At 70.8% G+C, this 20,202-nt stretch carries 18 protein-coding genes; 9 read left to right on the top strand and 9 right to left on the bottom strand.

The window, feature by feature from the left end; genetic code table 11:
• Positions 1 to 289: 289 nt before the first annotated feature.
• A complete protein-coding gene (gene uvrA, locus AMK10_RS12895) occupies positions 290 to 3,310 on the bottom strand; it encodes an excinuclease ABC subunit UvrA (protein WP_073747811.1) in 3,021 nt (1,006 codons plus the stop codon).
• A gap of 175 nt (positions 3,311 to 3,485) precedes the next feature.
• Here uvrA and AMK10_RS12890 point away from each other — a divergent pair, with 175 nt between their 5' ends.
• Positions 3,486 to 4,175 (top strand): maleylpyruvate isomerase family mycothiol-dependent enzyme, encoded by a 690-nt coding sequence (locus tag AMK10_RS12890; RefSeq protein WP_073747810.1) that lies wholly within the window; start codon positions 3,486 to 3,488, stop codon positions 4,173 to 4,175.
• Positions 4,176 to 4,185: 10 nt separating this feature from the next.
• On the top strand, positions 4,186 to 4,842 hold the full coding sequence (locus AMK10_RS12885; RefSeq protein ID WP_073747809.1) for an MBL fold metallo-hydrolase: 657 nt from the start codon (positions 4,186 to 4,188) through the stop codon (positions 4,840 to 4,842).
• A 68-nt stretch (positions 4,843 to 4,910) separates the two neighbouring features.
• Here the strand turns inward: AMK10_RS12885 and AMK10_RS12880 are convergent, their stop codons facing one another.
• From AMK10_RS12880 to AMK10_RS12860, 5 genes are all read right to left on the bottom strand, one after another.
• Complete coding sequence (locus AMK10_RS12880) at positions 4,911 to 5,918, bottom strand: TerC family protein (RefSeq protein ID WP_073747808.1); 1,008 nt, start codon at positions 5,916 to 5,918, stop codon at positions 4,911 to 4,913.
• A gap of 267 nt (positions 5,919 to 6,185) precedes the next feature.
• Positions 6,186 to 8,132, bottom strand: coding sequence for a TerD family protein (locus tag AMK10_RS12875; RefSeq protein WP_073747807.1), 1,947 nt, complete (start codon positions 8,130 to 8,132; stop codon positions 6,186 to 6,188).
• Positions 8,133 to 8,253: 121 nt separating this feature from the next.
• A complete protein-coding gene (locus AMK10_RS12870; protein ID WP_073747806.1) occupies positions 8,254 to 8,832 on the bottom strand; it encodes a TerD family protein in 579 nt (192 codons plus the stop codon).
• Positions 8,833 to 8,963: 131 nt separating this feature from the next.
• Positions 8,964 to 11,093: an excinuclease ABC subunit UvrB gene (uvrB, locus tag AMK10_RS12865; RefSeq protein ID WP_073747805.1), complete on the bottom strand. Its 2,130-nt coding sequence runs from the start codon at positions 11,091 to 11,093 to the stop codon at positions 8,964 to 8,966.
• Positions 11,094 to 11,132: 39 nt separating this feature from the next.
• Positions 11,133 to 12,002, bottom strand: a complete 870-nt coding sequence (locus AMK10_RS12860; protein ID WP_073747804.1) for an MHYT domain-containing protein — start codon at positions 12,000 to 12,002, stop codon at positions 11,133 to 11,135.
• Positions 12,003 to 12,216: 214 nt separating this feature from the next.
• Here AMK10_RS12860 and AMK10_RS12855 point away from each other — a divergent pair, with 214 nt between their 5' ends.
• The 4 genes from AMK10_RS12855 to AMK10_RS12840 all read left to right on the top strand — a co-directional run bounded on the left by AMK10_RS12855 (position 12,217) and on the right by AMK10_RS12840 (position 15,620).
• Complete coding sequence (locus AMK10_RS12855; RefSeq protein ID WP_073747803.1) at positions 12,217 to 13,089, top strand: glycerophosphodiester phosphodiesterase; 873 nt, start codon at positions 12,217 to 12,219, stop codon at positions 13,087 to 13,089.
• A gap of 46 nt (positions 13,090 to 13,135) precedes the next feature.
• The gene (locus tag AMK10_RS12850) at positions 13,136 to 13,681 is read left to right on the top strand and encodes a methylated-DNA--[protein]-cysteine S-methyltransferase (protein WP_073747802.1); all 546 of its coding nucleotides are present in this window, start codon (positions 13,136 to 13,138) and stop codon (positions 13,679 to 13,681) included.
• 101 nt (positions 13,682 to 13,782) lie between these two features.
• A complete protein-coding gene (locus tag AMK10_RS12845; protein ID WP_073747801.1) occupies positions 13,783 to 14,730 on the top strand; it encodes a pseudouridine-5'-phosphate glycosidase in 948 nt (315 codons plus the stop codon).
• Complete coding sequence (locus AMK10_RS12840) at positions 14,727 to 15,620, top strand: carbohydrate kinase family protein (RefSeq protein WP_073747800.1); 894 nt, start codon at positions 14,727 to 14,729, stop codon at positions 15,618 to 15,620. Before AMK10_RS12845 ends, AMK10_RS12840 begins: the two co-directional genes overlap by 4 nt.
• Before the next feature lie 216 nt (positions 15,621 to 15,836).
• On the opposite strand, the gene AMK10_RS12835 is transcribed toward AMK10_RS12840, so the two are convergent.
• Entirely contained in the window at positions 15,837 to 16,478 is a 642-nt protein-coding gene (locus AMK10_RS12835) for a uridine kinase (protein WP_073747799.1), read from the bottom strand.
• Positions 16,479 to 16,511: 33 nt separating this feature from the next.
• On the opposite strand from AMK10_RS12835, the gene AMK10_RS12830 reads away from it, so the two are divergent.
• Positions 16,512 to 16,877, top strand: a complete 366-nt coding sequence (locus AMK10_RS12830) for a nuclear transport factor 2 family protein (RefSeq protein ID WP_073747798.1) — start codon at positions 16,512 to 16,514, stop codon at positions 16,875 to 16,877.
• Positions 16,878 to 16,890: 13 nt separating this feature from the next.
• On the opposite strand, the gene AMK10_RS12825 is transcribed toward AMK10_RS12830, so the two are convergent.
• Positions 16,891 to 17,439, bottom strand: coding sequence for a cupin domain-containing protein (locus AMK10_RS12825; RefSeq protein WP_079180674.1), 549 nt, complete (start codon positions 17,437 to 17,439; stop codon positions 16,891 to 16,893).
• Between the two features lie 67 nt (positions 17,440 to 17,506).
• Entirely contained in the window at positions 17,507 to 18,187 is a 681-nt protein-coding gene (locus tag AMK10_RS12820; protein WP_241839523.1) for a winged helix-turn-helix transcriptional regulator, read from the bottom strand.
• Between the two features lie 87 nt (positions 18,188 to 18,274).
• Between AMK10_RS12820 and AMK10_RS12815 the strand changes: the two genes are divergently transcribed.
• Positions 18,275 to 19,486 (top strand): pyridoxal phosphate-dependent aminotransferase, encoded by a 1,212-nt coding sequence (locus AMK10_RS12815; RefSeq protein ID WP_073747796.1) that lies wholly within the window; start codon positions 18,275 to 18,277, stop codon positions 19,484 to 19,486.
• A complete protein-coding gene (locus AMK10_RS12810) occupies positions 19,483 to 20,100 on the top strand; it encodes a peptidase (RefSeq protein ID WP_073747795.1) in 618 nt (205 codons plus the stop codon). The genes AMK10_RS12815 and AMK10_RS12810 overlap by 4 nt, the downstream gene beginning before the upstream one ends.
• Positions 20,101 to 20,202 lie beyond the last annotated feature (102 nt).

The following is a 20,202-nucleotide window of genomic DNA, read 5'->3' as shown; positions in this document are numbered from 1 at the left end:
CCGTCGACCGGGCCCCGGAGGGAGGACCCGAGAGGTGTCCTCCGCGGCCGGGCCCGGAGGAAGCGGGCACGGGTGAGCGCCCCGCGACCGCGGCCGGGCCCGGAGGCGCAGAGCACGGTGAGCGTCCGCGACGCCTTCCGGACCCCGTCGGCGGGCGCTTCCCGGACGCCGCGGCCCGTCCCGCAGGCGTCTGCTGGACGGGCTCCGGACCACTGGTCGGACCGGGAAGGCCCGCGCGGACGGGACGGCCCCTGGTCGTGCCACAGGGAGCCGTCCCGTCCGGACGGTGTCAGGCCTTCCGCGCGCGGGTGGCCTTCTTCTTCGGTGCTGGCCCGTCGCCCGTCTTGCCGGCCGTCCTGGCCGTGGCCGTCCTGCGCGCCGTGGCCGTCTTCGCGGCGACGGCGGCCTTCTTCGCGGGAGCCTTGCGGGCCTTACGGGCCGCGGGCACCGACGCCTCGCCGATCCGGTCGGCGCCGAGGATCTCCTGGAGGAACTTCCCGGTGTGGCTGGCCGGCACCGAGGCGACGTGCTCCGGGGTGCCCTCGGCGACGACGAGACCTCCGCCGCTGCCGCCCTCGGGGCCCATGTCGACGACCCAGTCGGCGGTCTTGATGACATCGAGGTTGTGCTCGATGACGATCACCGTGTTGCCCTTGTCGACCAGGCCCGACAGCACCGTGATGAGCTTGCTGATGTCCTCGAAGTGCAGACCGGTGGTCGGCTCGTCCAGGACGTAGACCGTGCGGCCGGTGGAGCGCTTCTGCAGCTCGCTCGCCAGCTTCACGCGCTGCGCCTCACCTCCGGAGAGCGTCGGCGCGGACTGGCCGAGCCTGACATATCCGAGGCCCACCTCGTTGAGCGTGCGCAGGTGCCGCGCGATCGTCGGGACGGCCTCGAAGAACTCCAGGCCCTCCTCGATCGGCATGTCCAGCACCTCGGCGATGGACTTGCCCTTGTAGTGGACCTCCAGCGTCTCCCGGTTGTAGCGCGCACCGTGGCAGACCTCGCACGGGACGTACACATCGGGCAGGAAGTTCATCTCGATCTTGATCGTGCCGTCGCCCGAGCAGTTCTCGCAGCGGCCGCCCTTGACGTTGAAGGAGAAGCGGCCCGGCAGATAGCCGCGCACCTTCGCCTCCATCGTCTCGGCGAACAGCTTGCGGACATGGTCGAAGACTCCGGTGTACGTCGCCGGGTTGGACCGCGGTGTACGGCCGATCGGCGACTGGTCGACGTGCACGACCTTGTCGACGAGGTCGTCGCCGTCGACCCGGGTGTGCCGCCCGGGGACCGACTTGGCGCCGTTGAGCTCGCGCGCCAGGTGGGTGTAGAGGATGTCGTTGACCAGGGTCGACTTGCCCGAGCCCGAAACACCGGTGACGGCCGTGAGCACGCCGAGCGGGAAGGAGACGTCGATGTCCTGGAGGTTGTTCTCCCGGGCGCCGTGCACCGTGAGCAGGCGCTTGGGGTCGACCGGACGCCGGATCTCCGGCATCGCGATGGCCCTGGTGCCCGCGAGGTACTGACCGGTGACCGACTCCTTGTTGGCCAGCAGTTCCTTGAGCGAGCCGGAGTGGACGACCTTGCCGCCGTGCTCACCGGCCCCGGGGCCGATGTCGACGACCCAGTCGGCGACCTTGATGGTGTCCTCGTCGTGCTCGACGACGATGAGCGTGTTGCCCATGTCCCGGAGCCTGACCAGGGTCTCGATCAGCCGGTGGTTGTCGCGCTGGTGCAGTCCGATGGACGGCTCGTCCAGCACGTACAGCACGCCGACGAGCCCGGAGCCGATCTGGGTGGCGAGCCGGATGCGCTGGGCCTCGCCGCCGGACAGGGTGCCCGCGGCGCGGTTCAGCGAGAGGTAGTCGAGACCGACGTCGACGAGGAAGCGGAGCCGCTCGTTGACCTCCTTGAGGACCCGCTCGGCGATCTTCTTGTCGCGGGCGTTCAGCTTGAGGCGGCCGAGGAACTCGGCACACTCGCTGATCGACATCGCGGCGACGTCGGCGATGGACCGCTCCATCACCGTCACCGCGAGCACCAGCGGCTTGAGGCGGGTGCCCTCACAGGTCGGGCAGGCCACCTCGCGCATGTACCCCTCGAAGCGCTCCCGGCTGGAGTCGCTCTCGGCATCGGCGTGACGCCGCTTGATGTACTCGGCGGCACCCTCGAAGCGGGGGGTGGTGTAGGCGCGCTCGCGCCCGTACCTGTTGCGGTAGCGCACCTCGGTCTGGATCTTGTGGCCGTGGAGCAGCGCCTTCTTGGCGCGCTGCGGCAGTCCGGCCCAGGGGATGTCCGTACGGAATCCGAGGGCGTCGGAGAGCGCAGTGATCTGGCGGCCGAAGTACTCCTTGGTGTGGCCGTGCGACCAGGGGTGGATCGCGCCCTCGTCGAGGGACTTGTCCTCGTCCGGGACGATCAGCTCCGGGTCGACCTCCATCCGCGTGCCGATGCCCGTGCAGTCGGGGCAGGCGCCGAAGGGCGAGTTGAAGGAGAAGGAGCGGGGCTCCAGCTCCTCGAAGGAGAGGTCGTCGTACGGGCAGTAGAGGTGTTCGGAGTACATCCGCTCACGCTCGGGGTCGTCCGCCTCGAGGTCGACGAAGTCGAGCACGACCATGCCACCGGAGAGGCCGAGCGCGGTCTCCACGGAGTCGGTCAGCCGGCGCTTGGCACTGTCCTTCACCGTGAGGCGGTCGATGACCACCTCGATGGTGTGCTTCTCCTGCTTCTTCAGCTTCGGCGGCTCGGACAGCTGGACCGTCTCGCCGTCGACCCGGGCCCTGCTGTAGCCCTTGGTCTGGAGGTCGGCGAAGAGGTCGACGAACTCGCCCTTGCGCTCGCGCACCAGCGGCGAGAGCACCTGGAAGCGGCTGCCCTCGGGGAGGTTCAGCACCTTGTCGACGATCGCCTGGGGCGACTGGCGCGAGATCGGCCTGGCGCACTCGGGACAGTGCGGCTTGCCGATCCGGGCGAAGAGCAGCCGGAGGTAGTCGTAGACCTCGGTGATGGTGCCGACCGTCGAGCGCGGGTTGCGCGAGGTCGACTTCTGGTCGATGGAGACGGCGGGCGAGAGGCCTTCGATGAAGTCCACGTCCGGCTTGTCCATCTGGCCGAGGAACTGCCGGGCGTACGAGGAGAGGGACTCCACGTAGCGCCGCTGGCCCTCGGCGAAGATCGTGTCGAACGCGAGCGAGGACTTGCCCGATCCGGAGAGCCCGGTGAAGACGATGAGGGAGTCACGGGGGAGATCGAGCGAGACGTTCTTCAGGTTGTGCTCGCGCGCGCCACGGACGATGAGACGGTCGGCCACGCCGGTCCGCACCTTTCTGGAGAGAAATGGGGGAACTGAGCCCCTGTCCCAGGGTATGGGGGGCGCCACAGCGATGTAGGAAGCTTTCGACTCCGAGCGTATAGCACGCGCATTCGATTTACGGACGACCGCAGACCGCATCACCCGAACGAGTGGTGAGGGCTACGCTCGGCCCATGACTGATCATGCGCGCGACCTGGAAGCTGTACGTGAAGCGACCGATCGGCTGCTCAGCGCCATGGGCGAAATCGACGACGCGAGCGTCGTCGGGCCGTCGCTCCTGCCGGGCTGGAGCCGCGGCCATGTTCTCGCCCACCTGTCACGTAACGCCGACGCGCTCGTAAATGTTCTCCAAGGGCGCCCGATGTACGCGAACAGCGAAACCCGCGACGCCGACATCGAGCGCGACGCATCGAGGCCCCTGGCCGCGCAGCTCGCCGACCTGCGCGAGAGCGGGGCCGCCTTCCTCGCGGCGGCGGCGGAGCCCGCCGACTGGTCCCGCACGGTGACGATGCGCAACGGTGTGACGGACTCGGCCTCCCGGATCCCCTTCCGCCGCTGGGTCGAGGTCGAGCTGCACCACGTCGACCTGGGGACGGGATACGGGCTGGAGGACCTGCCGGAGGAGTTCGTGACCCGGGAGAACGACTTCCTGGCCGAACGCTTCGCCGGGCATCTTGATGTCGTGCCCACGACGGCGGTCACCGAGGACGGCCGGATCTGGACCACGGGCGGCGGCGCCGACGGCACGCCGGTCACCGTCCGGGGCACGGCCACCGACATCCTCGGCTGGCTCTGCGGCCGCCGTGACGGCTCCGGGCTCACCGCTGAAGGCGGCAGCCTCCCCGCGCTGCCCCCGCTATAGGCTGCGCGGCATGACGTACAGCGGAACGGTCAAGGTCGGCGGCCCTGCGGATGTGCACGAGCTGACGGATCTGATGATCTCCAAGGTCGCCGTCGGCCGGATGAACAACAACGCGTATCTGTTGCGCTGCCGGGCGACCGGCGAGCAGCTCCTGATCGACGCGGCCGCCGAGGCCGGGGTCCTGCTGCGGCTGATCGGCGAGGACGGCATCGCGTCCGTCGTCACGACGCACCGGCACGGCGACCACTGGCAGGCACTCGGCGAGGTGGTGGCGGCCACCGGGGCACGGACGTACGCCGGGAGGTACGACGCCGAGGGCATCCCGGTCCCCACCGACGAGCTCGTCGAGGACAACGGCACGATCCGGGTCGGACGGGTCTCGCTGACCGCCCGGCATCTGACCGGCCACACCCCGGGGTCGATCGCCCTGGTCTACGACGACCCGCACGGAGCGCCGCACCTGTTCACCGGGGACTGCCTCTTCCCCGGCGGCGTAGGCAATACGCACAAGGACCCGGAGGCTTTCGCGAGCCTGATCCACGACGTGGAGACCAAGCTCTTCGACGAGCTGCCGGACGAGACGTGGGTCTACCCGGGCCACGGTCACGACACCACGCTCGGCGCCGAGCGCCCCCATCTGCCCCAGTGGCGCGAGCGCGGCTGGTGAAGCGGTGAGACGGCCGACGGCCGGGTGCCCCCTCCTGGGGCCCCGGCCGTCGGTGTGTCGGTCCTGCGCTACTTCTCCGCGCCGACGTTCTCGCTGTCGTCGTTCTGCTCGCCCTTCGCCGCGGCTTCCGCCTCCGCTGTCTTCTTGTTGGCGATGAGGCTCGTGATCGTGGTGACCACCAGGACGGCGCAGATGAAGGAGAGGGAGAACGCGATGGTGATCTCCGGGACGTGCACCCCGGACTCGTGCAGCGCGTGCAGCACCAGCTTGACGCCGATGAACCCGAGGATCACCGAGAGCCCGTAGCTGAGGTGGACCAGCTTCTTCAGCAGACCGCCGATGAGGAAGTACAGCTGACGCAGACCCATCAGGGCGAAGGCGTTGGCGGTGAAGACGATGTACGGGTCCTGGGTCAGGCCGAAGATCGCCGGGATCGAGTCCAGCGCGAACAGGATGTCGGTGGTGCCGATGGCGAGCATGACCACCATCAGGGGGGTCATGACGCGCTTGCCGTTGTTCTGGATGAAGAGCTTGGTTCCGTGGTAACGGTCGGCGACACCGAAGCGGTGCTCGATCGACTTGAGGAGGCGGTTCTCCTCCCAGTCGTCCTCGTCCTCGTCGGCCCGCGCCTCCTGGATGAGCTTCCAGGCGGTGAAGATCAGGAACGCGCCGAAGATGTAGAAGATCCACGAGAAGTTGGCGATGACCGCGGCACCGGCGGCGATGAAGATCGCACGCAGCACCAGGGCGATCAGCACACCGACGAGCAGAACCCTCTGCTGCAGGTGCGAGGGCACCGAGAACTTCGCCATGATCAGGATGAAGACGAAGAGGTTGTCGACACTGAGCGACTTCTCGGTGATGAATCCGGCGAAGAACTCGCCCGATGCCTGGCTCTCGCCGAACAGCAGCAGGCCGAGCCCGAAGAGGCCGGCCAGTGCGATCCAGACGATGGTCCAGATTCCGGCTTCCTTGGTCGAGACGTCATGGGGCTTGCGCCCGATGAAGAAGTCGACGGCGATAAGGGCGATGAGACCGAGAATGGTCAGCACCCAGACAGTCCATGAAACGTCCACTGCGCCTCCGGCAGTTCGCTACGGCTATAGATCAGCGTCGTCGCTGCCGGAGGTCTCTTCCACCCGGGAGCGCGGGATGCGCGCCGGGCCGACGCCCCGGGACCGGTCACAGTCCGTACTGACGGGAACGCCGCGATCGGGAGTACTCCCCTCCGCACCAAGAACAGTACCCGAAGCACCAAGAAACAGTAAAGTCATCACCAAGGCGTGATCAAAATGCCTGTTCGGAGGCTATGCGGCAGGCATCTGACCCGTCGTCGCGCTCGCTCAGCGGTAGCCGGCCCGCCGGGCCGCGGCCACCAGGGCGAGGACCTGCTCCAGGACCCGGCTGCCCTGCGGTGCCCTCAGGGGCTCGTACGTCCAGGCCTGACCCACCCAGGGGTCGGCGAGGTGGTCGTCGGCGACGGGGGTGATCCGCAGGAGGGACCGCCACAGCGGGTCGAGGACCGGGCCGTAGGCGCTCGCGTCCTCGCGGTCGGCCACCATCAGCAGGTGTACGCCCACGGAGGGACCCTCGTCGGCCAGATACCGCAACTGGGTGACGGCCCGGTCGTCGAAGCCGTGCGGGAAGTCGTTGACGATCAGCAGCTGCTCGCCCGTGTCGAGGTCCGGCGGCAGCGAGTCCGCGGCGCCGGCCCGGATCGCCATCTGCACCAGGTCGACGCGGCGGGTCAGCCGGGCCAGGACCGTGGACACGCCTGCGGCCCCCGCGGCGGGCGGGGCGGCGAGGGCCCCGGAGCTCACCAGGGGGGAGAGCGCTGCGGCGGCCGAGCCGGCCGGGTCGATGACGTGCACCGAGAACTCGTTCGCGGGATAGACCGCCAGCAGCCTCGCGGCCAGCGCGACCGCCGTCTCCATGGCCAGCCTGCGCAGCTGGTCCCCGTGCGTCGCGGCGGCCGCCTCGGAGGCCGTACGGCCGCTGTCGACCCAGATCCCCCGCTCCAGGGGCAGCCGCACGAGCAGCGGGATGCGCAGGTCGGTGCGCTCGGGCAGATGGAGGTCTCCGATGCGCAGGGCCATCGGGATCTCCATCGGGACGCGGTAGGCGTGCCAGACGGGGTTGTCCCATCCCGCGTAGGAGGCGGGGAGGGCCGGCTCGACGACGGCGGACTCGGCGGCCAGCTGGGCGAGGTCGCGGTCGAGCGCCTCGCGCGCCCGGCCTGTCAGCTCGTCGCGCTTGGCCCTGGCCTCCTCACGGACCCGGTCGCCCGCGCCTCCGATGCGGCTGCGCGGGTCGGAGAGGGCCCGGTCGAGCTCCTGGTCCATCCGGGAGTCGGCGAAGTCGACGGCGCTGCGGTAGGCGGCGACGGCGCGCGCGAGGTCCTCGAACATGCCCCAGATCTGGTTGTACAGCCGCTCGTCCATGGACCAGCCCGTGGCGTCACCGGCGACGGGCCGCGCGGGCTGCCCCGGCTCGGCGGGCGGGGCCGTGGGAGGCGGAGGGGGCGGCGCCGAGGTCTGGCGCCTGGGGTGCGCGTAGTCGATGGGTCCGCCGGGCGCGGTGGCCGGGGGCGGGGGCGGCGGTGTGCCGTCGCCCAGCGGTTGGGGGGCGGACGCCGGGGCGGGCGGCTGTCCTCCGCCTGTGGACGTCGTGGGGCCCGCTGAGTGCCGGACCCGCTCCCCTTCGGTGCGGGGCGGCGGCGGGGGCGCCACGGAGCGGGCGAGCCCCGAGGCCACGGCCTCCTGTATAGAGGCGGCCAGCTCGGCCGCCTGTGCCACGCCCTGGTCGGCGAGCATCTCGGCGAGCCCCGCGGAGTACCCCTGGCCGACGGCGCGGACCTTCCAGACGCCCTGGCGGCGGTAGAGCTCCAGGGCGGACACGGCGGACTCGGTGTCCAGGCCGGTGAGCGTGAACGTGGCGATCTCGGTGCCGTCGAGTCCGGTGACCGCGACGAACGGCGCGGCGACCGCGCCGAACCTGCCAGGCCGTCCGGGCCCGGTGGGCAGGGCGAGGAGCACCGTGACGCGGTGCACCGCGTCGGGCAGGGCGTCCAGGTCCACGGCCAGCCGGTGGTCGGCCGCCGCCTGCCGGGAGACCTCCAGCCCGGGCAGCCGGGGCGAGCCGGGATGGGCGATCCACTCGGCTCCGCGGACCGTGCCCCGCTCGTCCCCGAGCGTGGCCCCGGCCACGACGGGAGAGCCCGCCGACACCCTGATCTCCAGACGTGTCTGGGGCAAGGTGTGGTTCTGCCCCCGGACCAGCTCGGCCGTCATGCCCTGTCCCCTCGACGTTCGGTGTGGTGCCCTGCCATGGGCGCAGCTCCCGGCGGCGGGTGCCTCCGGGAGCTGCTCGTACGGATCTGCGGGCCGGGTCGGGCCCGTGGCGCCGCCTTGTCTACAGGTGCGGCAGGATCGCCGGCATCAGGTCCTGGAAGGTGCGGCCGTTGGCCGGGTTGCCCAGGGCGGTCATCTGCCATCCGTTGCCCGAGCGGTGCACCTTCGCCATGATCTGCGCCGTGTACTGGCCGCCGCCGTCCAGCGTGTAGCGGGCGAGCTCCTGGCCGTTGGTCTCGTCGACGATGCGGCAGAAGGCGTTCTGCACCTCCTGGAACGTCTGGCCGGTGAACGAGTTCACCGTGAAGACGATCTGGTCGATGTGGACCGGAACCCGCTGCAGGTCGACCAGGATCGCCTCGTCGTCCCCGCCCGAGCCCGCGCCGCCGACGAGGTTGTCGCCGGTGTGCTTGACCGAGCCGTCGTCACTGACGAGGTGGCGGAAGAACACGACGTCCACGGGCTGCTTGTCGGCGAAGAGAACCGCCGAGGCGTCCAGGTCGATCTCCCGGGTGCGCGAGCCGAAAAGCCCGCGGCGCGGGGCCGCCTGCCAGCCGAGCCCCATCCGTACCGCGGTCAGGGTCCCCCCGTCGCTCTTCTGCAGGCTGATGGCCTGGCCCTTGGTCATGTTGACCGTCACGCGCTGTCCCCTCTCCGCTTGCCCCGCAACCGTCGGTGTGCGGTTTCCCCGCACCCTACGCAGTCCCCGGGGGCGGGAAGGAGTGATGGGCCGTTTTTGTGTCGGTCCTGCAACACTGCGCGCCCCACCGGTCAGGCGAGTCCCGCCTCCCTCATCTGACGCAGCTCCTTCTTCAGCTCCCCCACCTCGTCACGGAGTCGCGCGGCGACCTCGAACTGCAGGTCGGCGGCGGCCGCGCGCATCCGGTCCGTCATCTCCTCGATGATCCCCGCGAGCTCCGTGGCGGGCCGGTCGGTGACCACCGGGGCTTCGCCCTTTTTGCCCTTCGTCTTGGCTCCCGGCGCCGTCTGCGTGCCGAGCGTGGGCACCGGGGCCTTGGCTCCCTTTGCCTGCCGGTAGCCCGTGCCGAGGAGCTGCTCGGTGTCGACCTCCTCGCGGGCGATCGACGCCACGATGTCGTTGATCTTCTTGCGGAGCGGCTGCGGATCGACGCCCCGCTCGGTGTTGTAGGCGATCTGCTTCTCGCGGCGGCGGTTGGTCTCGTCGATCGCCTGGGCCATCGCGGGGGTGACCTTGTCGGCGTACATGTGGACCTGCCCGGAGACGTTACGGGCGGCACGGCCGATGGTCTGGATGAGCGAGGTGCCCGAACGCAGGAAGCCCTGCTTGTCCGCGTCGAGGATGGCCACGAGCGACACCTCGGGGAGGTCGAGGCCCTCACGCAGCAGGTTGATGCCGACCAGGACGTCGAATTCACCGGAGCGCAGCTCGCGCAGCAGCTCGATACGGCGCAGGGTGTCGACGTCGCTGTGGAGGTAGCGGACCTGGATGCCGAGCTCCAGGAAGTAGTCCGTGAGGTCCTCGGACATCTTCTTGGTGAGGGTGGTGACCAGGACGCGCTCGTCCTTCTCGGTCCGCTTGCGGATCTCGTGCACCAGGTCGTCGATCTGGCCCTCGGTCGGCTTGACGACGACCTCCGGGTCGACGAGCCCGGTGGGGCGGATGATCTGCTCGACGTAACCGTCGCCCCGGGACATCTCGTACTTCCCGGGGGTGGCCGAGAGGTAGACCGTCTGGCCGATCCGGCCCAGGAACTCCTCCCACTTCAGCGGGCGGTTGTCCAGGGCGGAGGGCAGCCGGAAGCCGTGGTCGACGAGTGTGCGCTTGCGGGAGGCGTCGCCCTCGTACATCGCGCCGATCTGCGGGACGGTGACGTGCGACTCGTCCAGGACGAGGAGGAAGTCCTCGGGGAAGTAGTCGAGGAGGGTGTTGGGGGCGGTGCCGGGCGAGCGGCCGTCGAAGTGCATCGAGTAGTTCTCGACGCCGGAGCAGGTGCCGATCTGACGGAGCATCTCGATGTCGTAGGTCGTGCGCATCCGCAGCCGCTGGGCCTCCAGCATCTTGCCCTGCTTCTCCAGCTCGGCGAGGCGCTCCCCCAGCTCCTGCTCGATGCCGCTGACCGCCTTCTCCATGCGCTCGGGTCCCGCGACGTAGTGGCTGGCGGGGAAGACGTGGAGCGAGGCGTCCTCGCTGATCACCTCGCCGGTGAGCGGGTGGAGCGTGGAGAGCGCCTCGATCTCGTCACCGAACATCTCGATGCGGACGGCGAGCTCCTCGTACACCGGGAAGATCTCGATGGTGTCGCCCCGCACCCGGAAGGTGCCTCGGGTGAACGCCAGGTCGTTGCGGGTGTACTGGATCTCGACGAAGCGGCGCAGCAGCTGGTCGCGGTCGATCTCGTCGCCGACCTTGAGCTGGACCATCCGGTCGACGTACTCCTGCGGGGTGCCCAGGCCGTAGATGCAGGAGACGGAGGCGACCACGACGACGTCGCGCCGGGTGAGCAGCGAGTTCGTCGCGGAGTGCCGCAGCCGCTCGACCTCCTCGTTGATCGAGGAGTCCTTCTCGATGTAGGTGTCCGACTGCGGGACGTACGCCTCGGGCTGGTAGTAGTCGTAGTACGAGACGAAGTACTCCACGGCGTTGTTCGGGAGGAGCTCGCGGAACTCGTTGGCCAGCTGGGCGGCGAGGGTCTTGTTCGGTGCCATCACCAGGGTCGGGCGCTGCAGCTTCTCGATCATCCAGGCGGTCGTCGCCGACTTTCCGGTGCCGGTCGCGCCGAGCAGGACGACGTCCTTCTCACCGGCGCGGATGCGCCGGTCCAGCTCGGCGATGGCCGCGGGCTGGTCACCGCTTGGCTGGTAGGGACTGACGACCTCGAAAGGCGCCACCGAACGTTCGATCTTCGAAACTGGCCGCATGCAACCACCGTACGACCCACCACTGACAACGGCCGGGGGTCAGCGGTTCCGCTGCTGCCGGTACTCCTTGCGGGCGGCCGTCGCGTACGGCCTGCGCCCGTGCTGGACCGGGATGGCGGCCATCTGCCCGCCACGCCGCACGGTGAGGCCGCGCTGCCGCACCGGGCCCGCGGGAGCACCCGACACCACCAGCGGGTCGATCATCACGACCACCGCGGCGAGCAGCAGGAAGCAGCCCGGCCCGATCATCATCGGCAGGAGCAGCGAGGTGGGGGCCTCGCCGGGCGGGACCGGCACGGCGTCGGCGTGCAGGTGCACCCGGAGCGCGGCCATTCCCGTGTAGTGCATCCCGCTCACCGCCACGCCCATGACCACGCTCGCGCCGAGGCTGGGCAGGAAGCCGTGGATGGAGACGGTCGCCCACAGGGCCGCCGTCGCCGCCACCACGGCGATGACGACGGAGAGCGAGACGGTGAGCGTGTCGTATTCGAACACTCCGTCGAAGGTCATGCCGGCCATGCCGAGGTAGTGCATGGAGGCGACACCGAGGCCGGTAATCGTCCCGCCCGTGACCAGCGCCATGCGGGTGGCGCCCCGGTAGCCGACGAGGAAGATGCCGATCCCGACCATCAGGATCGCCACGGCGAGGCTGGCGAAGGTGAGGGGCCTGTCGTAGCTGACCGGCGCCTCACGGACGCTGAAGCCCAGCATCGCGATGAAGTGCATCGTCCAGATGCCCGAGCCGATGGAGGTCGCCCCGAGGGCCAGCCAGCCCGCCCTGGACGAGCCGCGGGTGCGCAGGGAGCGGTTGGTGCAGCGAAGACCCAGAGCCGCGCCGAGGCAGGCCATGACGAACGCCGTGACCGGCGTGACGAGGCCGTAGGTGAATCCGTCAACTGTGCCCTGCATGCTGGTACGCCCTTCGCGGTGGCCCGGGTTCGGGGGTGACCCTAAAGGGCAAGGCCCGGCAAGCAAACGTAAGAACGGCATTTTATCCGCTTCTGGAGGGGCCCGGGATCCGGCACCCGACAATCCGTTCACATCATGGCCACCATCGTCCTGCCGTCCGTTGGGTAACGGCTGAGAGTCTCTGCATGTCGCCATCCCGATGCGAGGAGTACACGTGTCCGTACGCACAGCCACCACGTCCGCCGCCGTCACCGCCCTGCTCGGCACCTGCGTCCTGCTGCCCGCCACCCAGGCGCAGGCCACGGGCAGCCAGGACAGCCCGGTCGTCTACGCCCACCGCGGTGCCTCCGCGTACGCCCCGGAGAACACCCTGGCGGCCGTGGACGCGGCCGACGATCTGGGCATCGCGTGGGTGGAGAACGACGTGCAGCTCACCAAGGACGGTGTGCTGGTCGTCGTGCACGACACCACCCTGAACAGGACCACCGACGCCGAGGAGGTCTACCCCGACCGCGCCCCCTGGGGGGTCAAGGACTTCACCGCCGCGGAGATCGCGAAGCTTGACGCGGGCAGCTGGTTCGGCGCCGGTTTCAAGGGGGCCCGGGTGCCGACGCTGGAGCAGTATCTGCACCGCGTCGAGCGCAACCGCCAGAAGCTGCTCCTGGAGATCAAGAGCCCGGAGATCTACCCGGGGATCGAGAAGGAGACCCTGCGCGTCCTGCGCGAGGAGGGGTGGCTCGACCGCTCCCACGTCAAGCAGCGGCTGGTCATCCAGAGCTTCGGTGCAGAGAGTGTGAAAACTGTCCACGCGCAGCGTCCGGACGTCGTCACGGGCTTCCTCGGCACCCCGGCGGTGGCCGATCTGCCCTCCTACGCGGCGTTCACCGACCAGATCAATCCGTCGTACACCTCGATCGGTGCCGACTACGTCGCCGCGGTGCAGAAGCTGAAGGGCGCCCACGGCAAGCCGCTGCGGGTGAACACCTGGACGGTGAACGACGCGGCGAAGGCGGCGGAGGTGGCCGGCTTCGGCGTGGACGGCATCATCACGAACAACCCGGACGTGGTGCGGGACGCCACCCGCTGACCTGCGGCATCGGGGCGTTGTCGGTGGCCGGCCGTACGGTGGTCGCATGGAGAGCAACGAGCAGGTCGTGGAGTGGTCCGTGGTGCCGAGCGGCATCGGCCCGCTGCTGCTCGCCGCGACCCGCGCCGGCCTGGTGACCGTGGTCTTCCACGCGCGCCCCGGCGTCCGGGAGAAGGCGCTCGGACAGCTGCGGACACGACTGGGCGCGGAGCCGGTGGAGTCCCCCGGTTCCGCGCTGCTGGCCGGGCCCGTCCGCCAGCTCGCGGCGTATTTCGACGGAGAGCTGAGGGAGTTCTCGCTCGACCTCGACTGGTCGCTGACCTCCGGCTTCAACCGCGAGGTGCTCCAGGAGCTGGCCGCGGGCGTGCCGTACGGGACGGTCGTGGGCTACGGGGACCTGGCGGCCCGGGTCGGCCAGCCGGGCGGTGCCCAGGCCGTGGGGGCGGCGATGGGTTCCAACCCCCTCCCGGTGGTGGTGCCGTGCCACCGGGTGGTGGAGAGCGGCGGGGGCCTCGGCGGGTTCGGCGGCGGACTGGAGACGAAGCGGCGGCTGCTGGCACTGGAGGGGATACTTCCGCAGCCCCTGTTCTGAGGGCCCCCGGTCCGAGGGTGCCCGAAGGGCTCCGGCCGGTCCCGGCGAAAGACTCCGGGAGCTCTGGTTTGCGGCCACGGCGGCTGCGACAGGGATGGGGCATGCCTCAGAATCCAGCACTCCCCTCACAGGAAACCGGCCACCACGCGTCCGTGCTCTCCGAGGAGGTGCGGGAGGCCCTCGGTGAGCGGCGGCCCGTCGTCGCTCTGGAGTCGACGATCATCGCGCACGGTCTGCCGCGTCCCCGCAATCTCCAGGTCGCCCAGGAGCTGGAGGAGACCGTACGGAAGGCGGGCGCCGTGCCCGCCACCGTCGCCGTGCTGGACGGCCGGGCCCATGTGGGCCTGTCACCGGGCCAGTTGGAGCGGATCGCCGAGGACCCCGCCGTGCGGAAGCTGGGTCACCGCGACCTCGCGCCCGCCCTCGCCCGGAAGGCGAGCGGGGCGACCACCGTCTCCGCGACCGCCTTCCTCGCGGCGCGGGCGGGGCTCGGCGTCTTCGCGACCGGCGGGCTCGGCGGCGTACACCGCGAGTGGGCGCTGACACAGGACGAGTCCGCCGACCTGCGGCTACTCGCCCGGACCGGGATCACGGTGGTGTGCGCGGGCGTGAAGTCGATCCTGGACGTGCCCGCCACGCTCCAGCGCCTGGAGACGCTCGGCGTCGGGGTGCTCGGTTACGGCACGGAGTTCTTCCCGGGCTTCTATCTGAGCAGTTCGGGCGAGCCGGTCGACTGGACCGTGCGTACGCCGCAGGAGGTCGCCGACGTGATGCGGGCCCGGGAGGAGCTCGGGGGCCCGCCCGCGGCGCTGATCGTGGCCAACCCGGTTCCGGAGGAGGAGCAGTTGGACCCCGCCGTGCACGACCGGGTGCTCGCCGGGGCCCTGGAGGCCTGCCGGGAGCGCGGGATCACCGGGCAGGCCGTCACCCCGTTCCTCCTGGAGTACCTGATGCGGGAGACCGGGGGCGCGTCCCTGGAGGCCAATCTCGCCGCAGTACGCGGAAACGTGGCGCTGGCGGCGCGGATCGCCGTGGCGGCGGCGCGGTGAGCGGGGGCGCCCTGCTCGTCGTCGGGGAGGTGGTCACGGATGTGGTCGTCCGGCACGGCTCCGCGCCGCTCCACGGCACGGACACCCCGGCGCGGATCACCACGCTGCCGGGCGGGGCGGGGGCCAACGCGGCGTGCTGGGCGGTGCGTTCGGGCTGCCGGGACGTGCGGCTGCTCGCCCGGGCGGGGGCCGACTCCGCCGACTGGCACAGGGACGCGCTGCGCCGCGCGGGGGTGCGTCCGCTGCTGGCCGTGGACGAGGAGGTGCCGACCGGCACGGTGGTGGCGCTCGTCGACCCGTCGGCCGAGCGCACCTTCCTCACCGACAGCGGAGCGGTCCTGCGTCTCTCCCCCGGCGACTGGTCGCCCTCGCTGCTCGACGGCGTCGCCAGGCTCCATCTGTCCGGCTATCTCCTCTTCGCCGAGACGAGCCGGGCCGCGGCCGCTCTCGCGCTGCGCGAAGCACGGCGGCGGGGCGTCCCGGTGAGCGTGGACCCGGCGTCGGCCGGTTTCCTCGCCGGGCTGGGCGCCGGGGCGTTCCTGGACCTGGTGGAAGGCGTGGACCTGCTGCTGCCCAACGCCGACGAGGCACGCGAGCTGACCGGGCTTCCGGAGCCCGCCGACGCGGCGGTCAAGCTGAGCCGCCATGTCGGCCGGGTCGCGGTCACGCTCGGGGACCGGGGCGTGCTGCTGGCGGCGGGAGGCACGGTGACCACGCGCGTGCCGGCGGCGGCGATCCGCGCCCGGGTCGACTCGACGGGCGCGGGGGACGCCTTCACCGGCGGCTTCCTCGCGGCGCTCATCGCCGGGGCCGACGACGCCTCGGCCGCCGCGGCGGGCTGCCGGGCGGGGGCGGAGGCGGTCGCGACGGTCGGGGGGCGTCCGGCCTGAGCGAGGGGCGTTCAGGCCGAGCGACGAACACTCGGCCCGAGCACGGGCACCCGGCCCGAGCGAGGGGGCGTCCGGCCTGAGCGAGGGGGCATCCGGCCCGGACCAGGCAGGTCAGGCGGACCATGCAGGTCAGACCGGACCAGTCACCAGTCACCAGTCACCAGTCACCAGTCACCAGTCACCAGTCACCAGTCACCAGCATGATCCGGACGAGACCTACGCTCCGAGTCCCGTCCAGGCGGGGTGGTGCGGGTCGTCGGCCCGGACCACCACGTCCGCGCGTTCGGCGGGCGCGACCTCGTCCTCGTAACGCGCGAAGGCGGGCAGTGTCCACCGCTCCCCCTCCTCCGTGCGCCGCCGGAGCGCGCCGGGCGAGAGGCTCAGATGGACGCTCACGTCGAACGGGAACCAGTGCCCGAGGAGCAGCGGGCCGTGCAGGATCAGCACCCCGCCCTCGGGCAGTTCCTCATAAGGGCTGCGGGTCGCCCGGTCCGTCACGGGGTTCCAGAGATCGGGCAGGACCCGTCCGTTTCCGCCGGCCTCCAGCGGGCGGAAGACCTCGCGCCACAGCGCCCCGGTGTCGAACCAGCTGTCGGCGTAGGAGTCCGGGTCCTCCTTGCCGTACTCGTACCGCAGGCTGGCCGGGCGCAGGAAGCCGCTGGTGGAGACCGTGAGTACGGGCCGACCACGGCTCCGCAGCGCCTCGGCGAGCCGCCCGGCCGGCTCTTCGGGCCGGGCGGCGGGAGCGCCGTCGACGCCGATCCGCAGCCAGGACCCGCCGTCGGCCGGTTCGAGTCCGTCGGCGTGGACGGCGAGGGCGCGGGCGAGCCGTTCCCAGGTGATGGGTTCAAGTTGCACGCATCCATCATCGCTCTGCGCCATGATGATCGTATGGATCTCGACTTCGCCCGCCGGTTCGCCGCCCAGTGGCAGGACGACTGGAACTCCCACGACCTGGACCGCGTCCTGGCGCACTACCACGAGGACGTCACCTTCAGTTCGCCCATGATCGCCCGGCTGACGGGCGACAGCGCCGGGACCGTGCACGGCAAGGAGGCCCTGCGCGCGTACTGGACGGCCGGCCTGGAGCGGATCCCGGACCTGAGGTTCGAGGTGATGGACGTCCGGGCGAGCGTCGACGCGCTGGTGATCGACTATCTCAACCAGATCGGCGGCAGGGTGAGTGAGGTGCTGACCTTCCGCGACGGCCTGGTCGTGGCGGGCTTCGGTGCGTACGGCGAGACGCCCGCCAACTGACCCGGGTGCCGCTCTACTTCTCCGCCGGGCAGTCCACCGCGTCGGCGTCGTAGGAGAGTTCGCTGCCCTCCGGGAGTAGATAGGTCACCCACAGCACCACGGGTTCCGTCCCGAGGTTGCGGCCGATGTGCTGGTGGGAGGCCCCGGCCGGTTCGATGAAGGACGTTCCCGCGGGCGTCACCTCGACCGAGCAGTCGTCCAGGGTCCGGGTGAGCGTCCCCGCCTTGACGACGACGATCAGCTGCCCGCGGTGGGTGTGCCAGCCGGTGGAGCCGCCGGGCTGCACGGTTATCTCCCGGAAGGTGACATCCGTAGGGCCGTTCGGGGGCTTGATCTTGAGCTTGGACCCGGAGGTGCCCTCGGCGACGACGGTGCCGCTCACCCCGCTGCCCGGTGTGGCGACCGCCGCCGCGGGCACCAGGCCGAGCGCCGCGACGCAGACCCCCACCAGCGCGGCGTTGCGCAGCGCCCCCCGCTTCCTCGCCACGCGCCCGTCCGCGGAGCGCCTGACGCCCTCCGCGCTCCCGCCGCCCTTGACACCGACCATGCCGCCGAACCTCATGAAGGACTCCCTCAGCACCGGGGACCGATGAAAGTCCCTACGCTACCGGCGAGTTGACCGCCCGGAGTCACTGATGCGACTGTTGGCCGCCACGGAGTTCCTCGGCGAGCGGCCCCTCGCCGAGCACCTCCGCCCGGCCGTCCCCGACCGCCTCGGCCAGAGTGCATTCACCGCGCCCGAGCGCGAGGGCGACGTCCGTACCGAGCACGAGGCACGCGTCGGGGCGATCCGCCGGACCGTATCCGTACGCCTCTCCCCCGGCAGCCTCCGCCCCCGTACGCATATGGAACTCGCCCTCGGCCAGCCGGACTTCGACCACCCCCGCGTGGGTGAGGCCGTCCAGGGCGCGCAGCAGCGGCAGCGCGAACCAGTGGGCCCTGACCGCGTCCGTGGGGCGGCGCTCGTCGAGTGCGGGCGCGCCCCAGCCCGCGAGCGCGGTGAGGACCGGGAGCAACCCCCTTCCGTGCTCGGTCAGTTCGTAGACCGAGGCGGCGGCGGGAGGCGGGAGCCGGCGCCGCACGGCCAGGCCGCCCTGCTCCATGTCCTTCAGCCGGGAGGCCAGCACATCGGTGCTGACACCGGGCAGATCGGCGAGCAGGTCCGTGTAGCGGCGGGGGCCTGCCAGCAGTTCACGGACGATCAGCAGCGTCCACCGGTCGCCGACGGAGTCGAGGGCACGGGCGGTGGCGCAGAACTGGTCGTAGCTCCGGCGGCGGGCTGGGCGTGCGGGCTGCTGCTGACGTGGCATGCGACGCAGTCTAGACATGTTGTTGGACTTTCCAAGCCCGAGCTTGGTAAAACCAAGTATCGCAATTCGGGGTCGGGGAGGCACCGCATGGAGTTCCGGCAGTCCAGCAAGCTCAACGAGGTCTGTTACGAGATCCGGGGCCCGGTCATCGAGCAGGCGAACGCCCTGGAGGAGGCGGGCCACAGCGTGCTCCGCCTCAACACGGGCAATCCGGCGCTCTTCGGCTTCGAGGCGCCGGAGGAGATCGTCCAGGACATGATCCGGATGCTCCCCCAGGCCCATGGCTACACCGATTCGCGCGGCATCCTGTCCGCCCGCCGTGCCGTGGCGCAGCGCTATCAGGCGATGGGGATGACCGATGTCGGCGTGGACGACATCTTCCTCGGCAACGGGGTGTCCGAGCTGATCTCCATGGCCGTGCAGGGGCTTCTGGAGGACGGCGACGAGATCCTGATCCCGAGCCCCGACTATCCGCTGTGGACCGCCGTGACCACGCTCGCGGGCGGGAAGGCCGTGCACTACGTGTGCGACGAGGGGGCGGACTGGAACCCCGACCTCGCCGACATGGCCTCGAAGATCACCGACCGCACCCGCGCCATGGTGATCATCAACCCGAACAACCCGACGGGCGCCGTCTACTCCCGCGAGGTCCTGGACGGCATGCTCGACCTGGCGCGCAGGCACGGCCTGATGGTGTTCGCCGACGAGATCTACGACCAGATCCTGTACGACGACGCGGAGCACCACAGCGTGGGCGTCCTGGCGCCGGATCTGCTCTGCCTGACCTTCAGCGGGCTCTCCAAGACCTACCGGGTCGCCGGTTTCCGCTCCGGCTGGATGGTGGTGTCCGGTCCGCGGCAGCACGCCCGCAGCTACCTGGAGGGTCTCACCATGCTCGCCTCCATGCGGCTGTGCCCCAACGCCCCGGCGCAGTACGCGATCCAGGCGGCGCTCGGCGGCCGGCAGTCGATCCACCAGCTCACCGCCCCGGGCGGCAGGCTCCACGAGCAGCGCAACCGTGCGTGGGAGCGGCTGAACGAGATCCCCGGGGTGTCGTGCGTGAAGCCGAAGGGCGCGCTGTACGCCTTCCCGCGCATCGATCCGAAGGTCCATGCCATCGTCGACGACGAGCGCTTCGTCCTGGACCTGCTGCTGCGGGAGAAGATCCAGGTGGTGCAGGGCACCGGCTTCAACTGGCCGCGCCCGGACCACTTCCGCATCCTCACCCTCCCGCACGCCGACGACCTGGACGCCGCGATCAGCCGCATCGGCCGCTTCCTGAACGGATACCGCCAGTGACCTGCCCGTCCTGCCGTTTCCCCGCGCACACGCAGTTCGCCTCGCCGGATCTGGTGGGGGCGATCGTGGAGGGCGGTCTCGATCCGGCCGAGGACCCCGGCTGGGCGGACTCGGGTGCGGCGTCACCGGCGGAGTACGCGCGCTGGGCGGGCCATCTGTGCGGGATGACCTGCCTGCGCATGGCGCTCGGGGCCGGTGCGCCGACCCTGTTCGCGCTGCGGGACGGGGCGTTGGCGTACGACGCGTACACCGAGGACGCCGACGGGGACATCAAGGGCCTGGTCTACGCCCCCTTCGCCCGGTACGCCGCCGAGGTCCACGGCCTCGACGCGGTCGTCCACCGGGAGCTCACCCCCGACAGGATCCTGGATCTGCTGGACGGGGGCAGGACGGTGATGGCCTCCGTGCACTACGGAATCCGGCACCCGGACCGGCCGGCTCCGGGGCGCGGTGGCCATCTGGTGCTGGTGACCTCGCGTACGGCGGACGGCGTGCACTTCCACAACCCGTCCGGGACGACGGCCCACACGCGTACGGCCGCTCTCCCCATGCCCGTTTTCGAGCGGTTCTTCGCGGGCCGCGGGGTGTCCCTGCCCGCCCCTGCGCAGGCGTAGCCGCTCCCCCTTACGGGTGGTCCGGGCGTGATCCGGATGTCCCGGCACGCGGGCGCGGGGCTCGCGTGCCACGGTGGGCGCCGACCTCGTCCGACCCGTACC

Source organism: Streptomyces sp. CB02058 (genome assembly GCF_001905505.1).
In the GTDB taxonomy this organism is placed as follows: domain Bacteria; phylum Actinomycetota; class Actinomycetes; order Streptomycetales; family Streptomycetaceae; genus Streptomyces.
This window is presented reverse-complemented; position numbering and strand designations above follow the sequence as displayed.

Bases quoted from the DNA above. Each gene is read 5' to 3' on its own strand.
- AMK10_RS12875 (WP_073747807.1), bottom strand. From the start codon at position 8,132: ATGACGGCCGAGCTGGTCCGGGGGCAGAACCACACCTTGCCCCAGACA.
- AMK10_RS12820 (WP_241839523.1), bottom strand. From the start codon at position 18,187: ATGCCACGTCAGCAGCAGCCCGCACGCCCAGCCCGCCGCCGGAGCTAC.
- AMK10_RS12825 (WP_079180674.1), bottom strand. From the start codon at position 17,439: ATGAGGTTCGGCGGCATGGTCGGTGTCAAGGGCGGCGGGAGCGCGGAG.
- AMK10_RS12850 (WP_073747802.1), top strand. From the start codon at position 13,136: ATGGAGAGCAACGAGCAGGTCGTGGAGTGGTCCGTGGTGCCGAGCGGC.
- uvrB (WP_073747805.1), bottom strand. From the start codon at position 11,093: ATGCGGCCAGTTTCGAAGATCGAACGTTCGGTGGCGCCTTTCGAGGTC.
- AMK10_RS12815 (WP_073747796.1), top strand. From the start codon at position 18,275: ATGGAGTTCCGGCAGTCCAGCAAGCTCAACGAGGTCTGTTACGAGATC.
- AMK10_RS12885 (WP_073747809.1), top strand. From the start codon at position 4,186: ATGACGTACAGCGGAACGGTCAAGGTCGGCGGCCCTGCGGATGTGCAC.
- AMK10_RS12890 (WP_073747810.1), top strand. From the start codon at position 3,486: ATGACTGATCATGCGCGCGACCTGGAAGCTGTACGTGAAGCGACCGAT.
- AMK10_RS12845 (WP_073747801.1), top strand. From the start codon at position 13,783: ATGCCTCAGAATCCAGCACTCCCCTCACAGGAAACCGGCCACCACGCG.
- AMK10_RS12860 (WP_073747804.1), bottom strand. From the start codon at position 12,002: ATGCAGGGCACAGTTGACGGATTCACCTACGGCCTCGTCACGCCGGTC.
- AMK10_RS12830 (WP_073747798.1), top strand. From the start codon at position 16,512: ATGGATCTCGACTTCGCCCGCCGGTTCGCCGCCCAGTGGCAGGACGAC.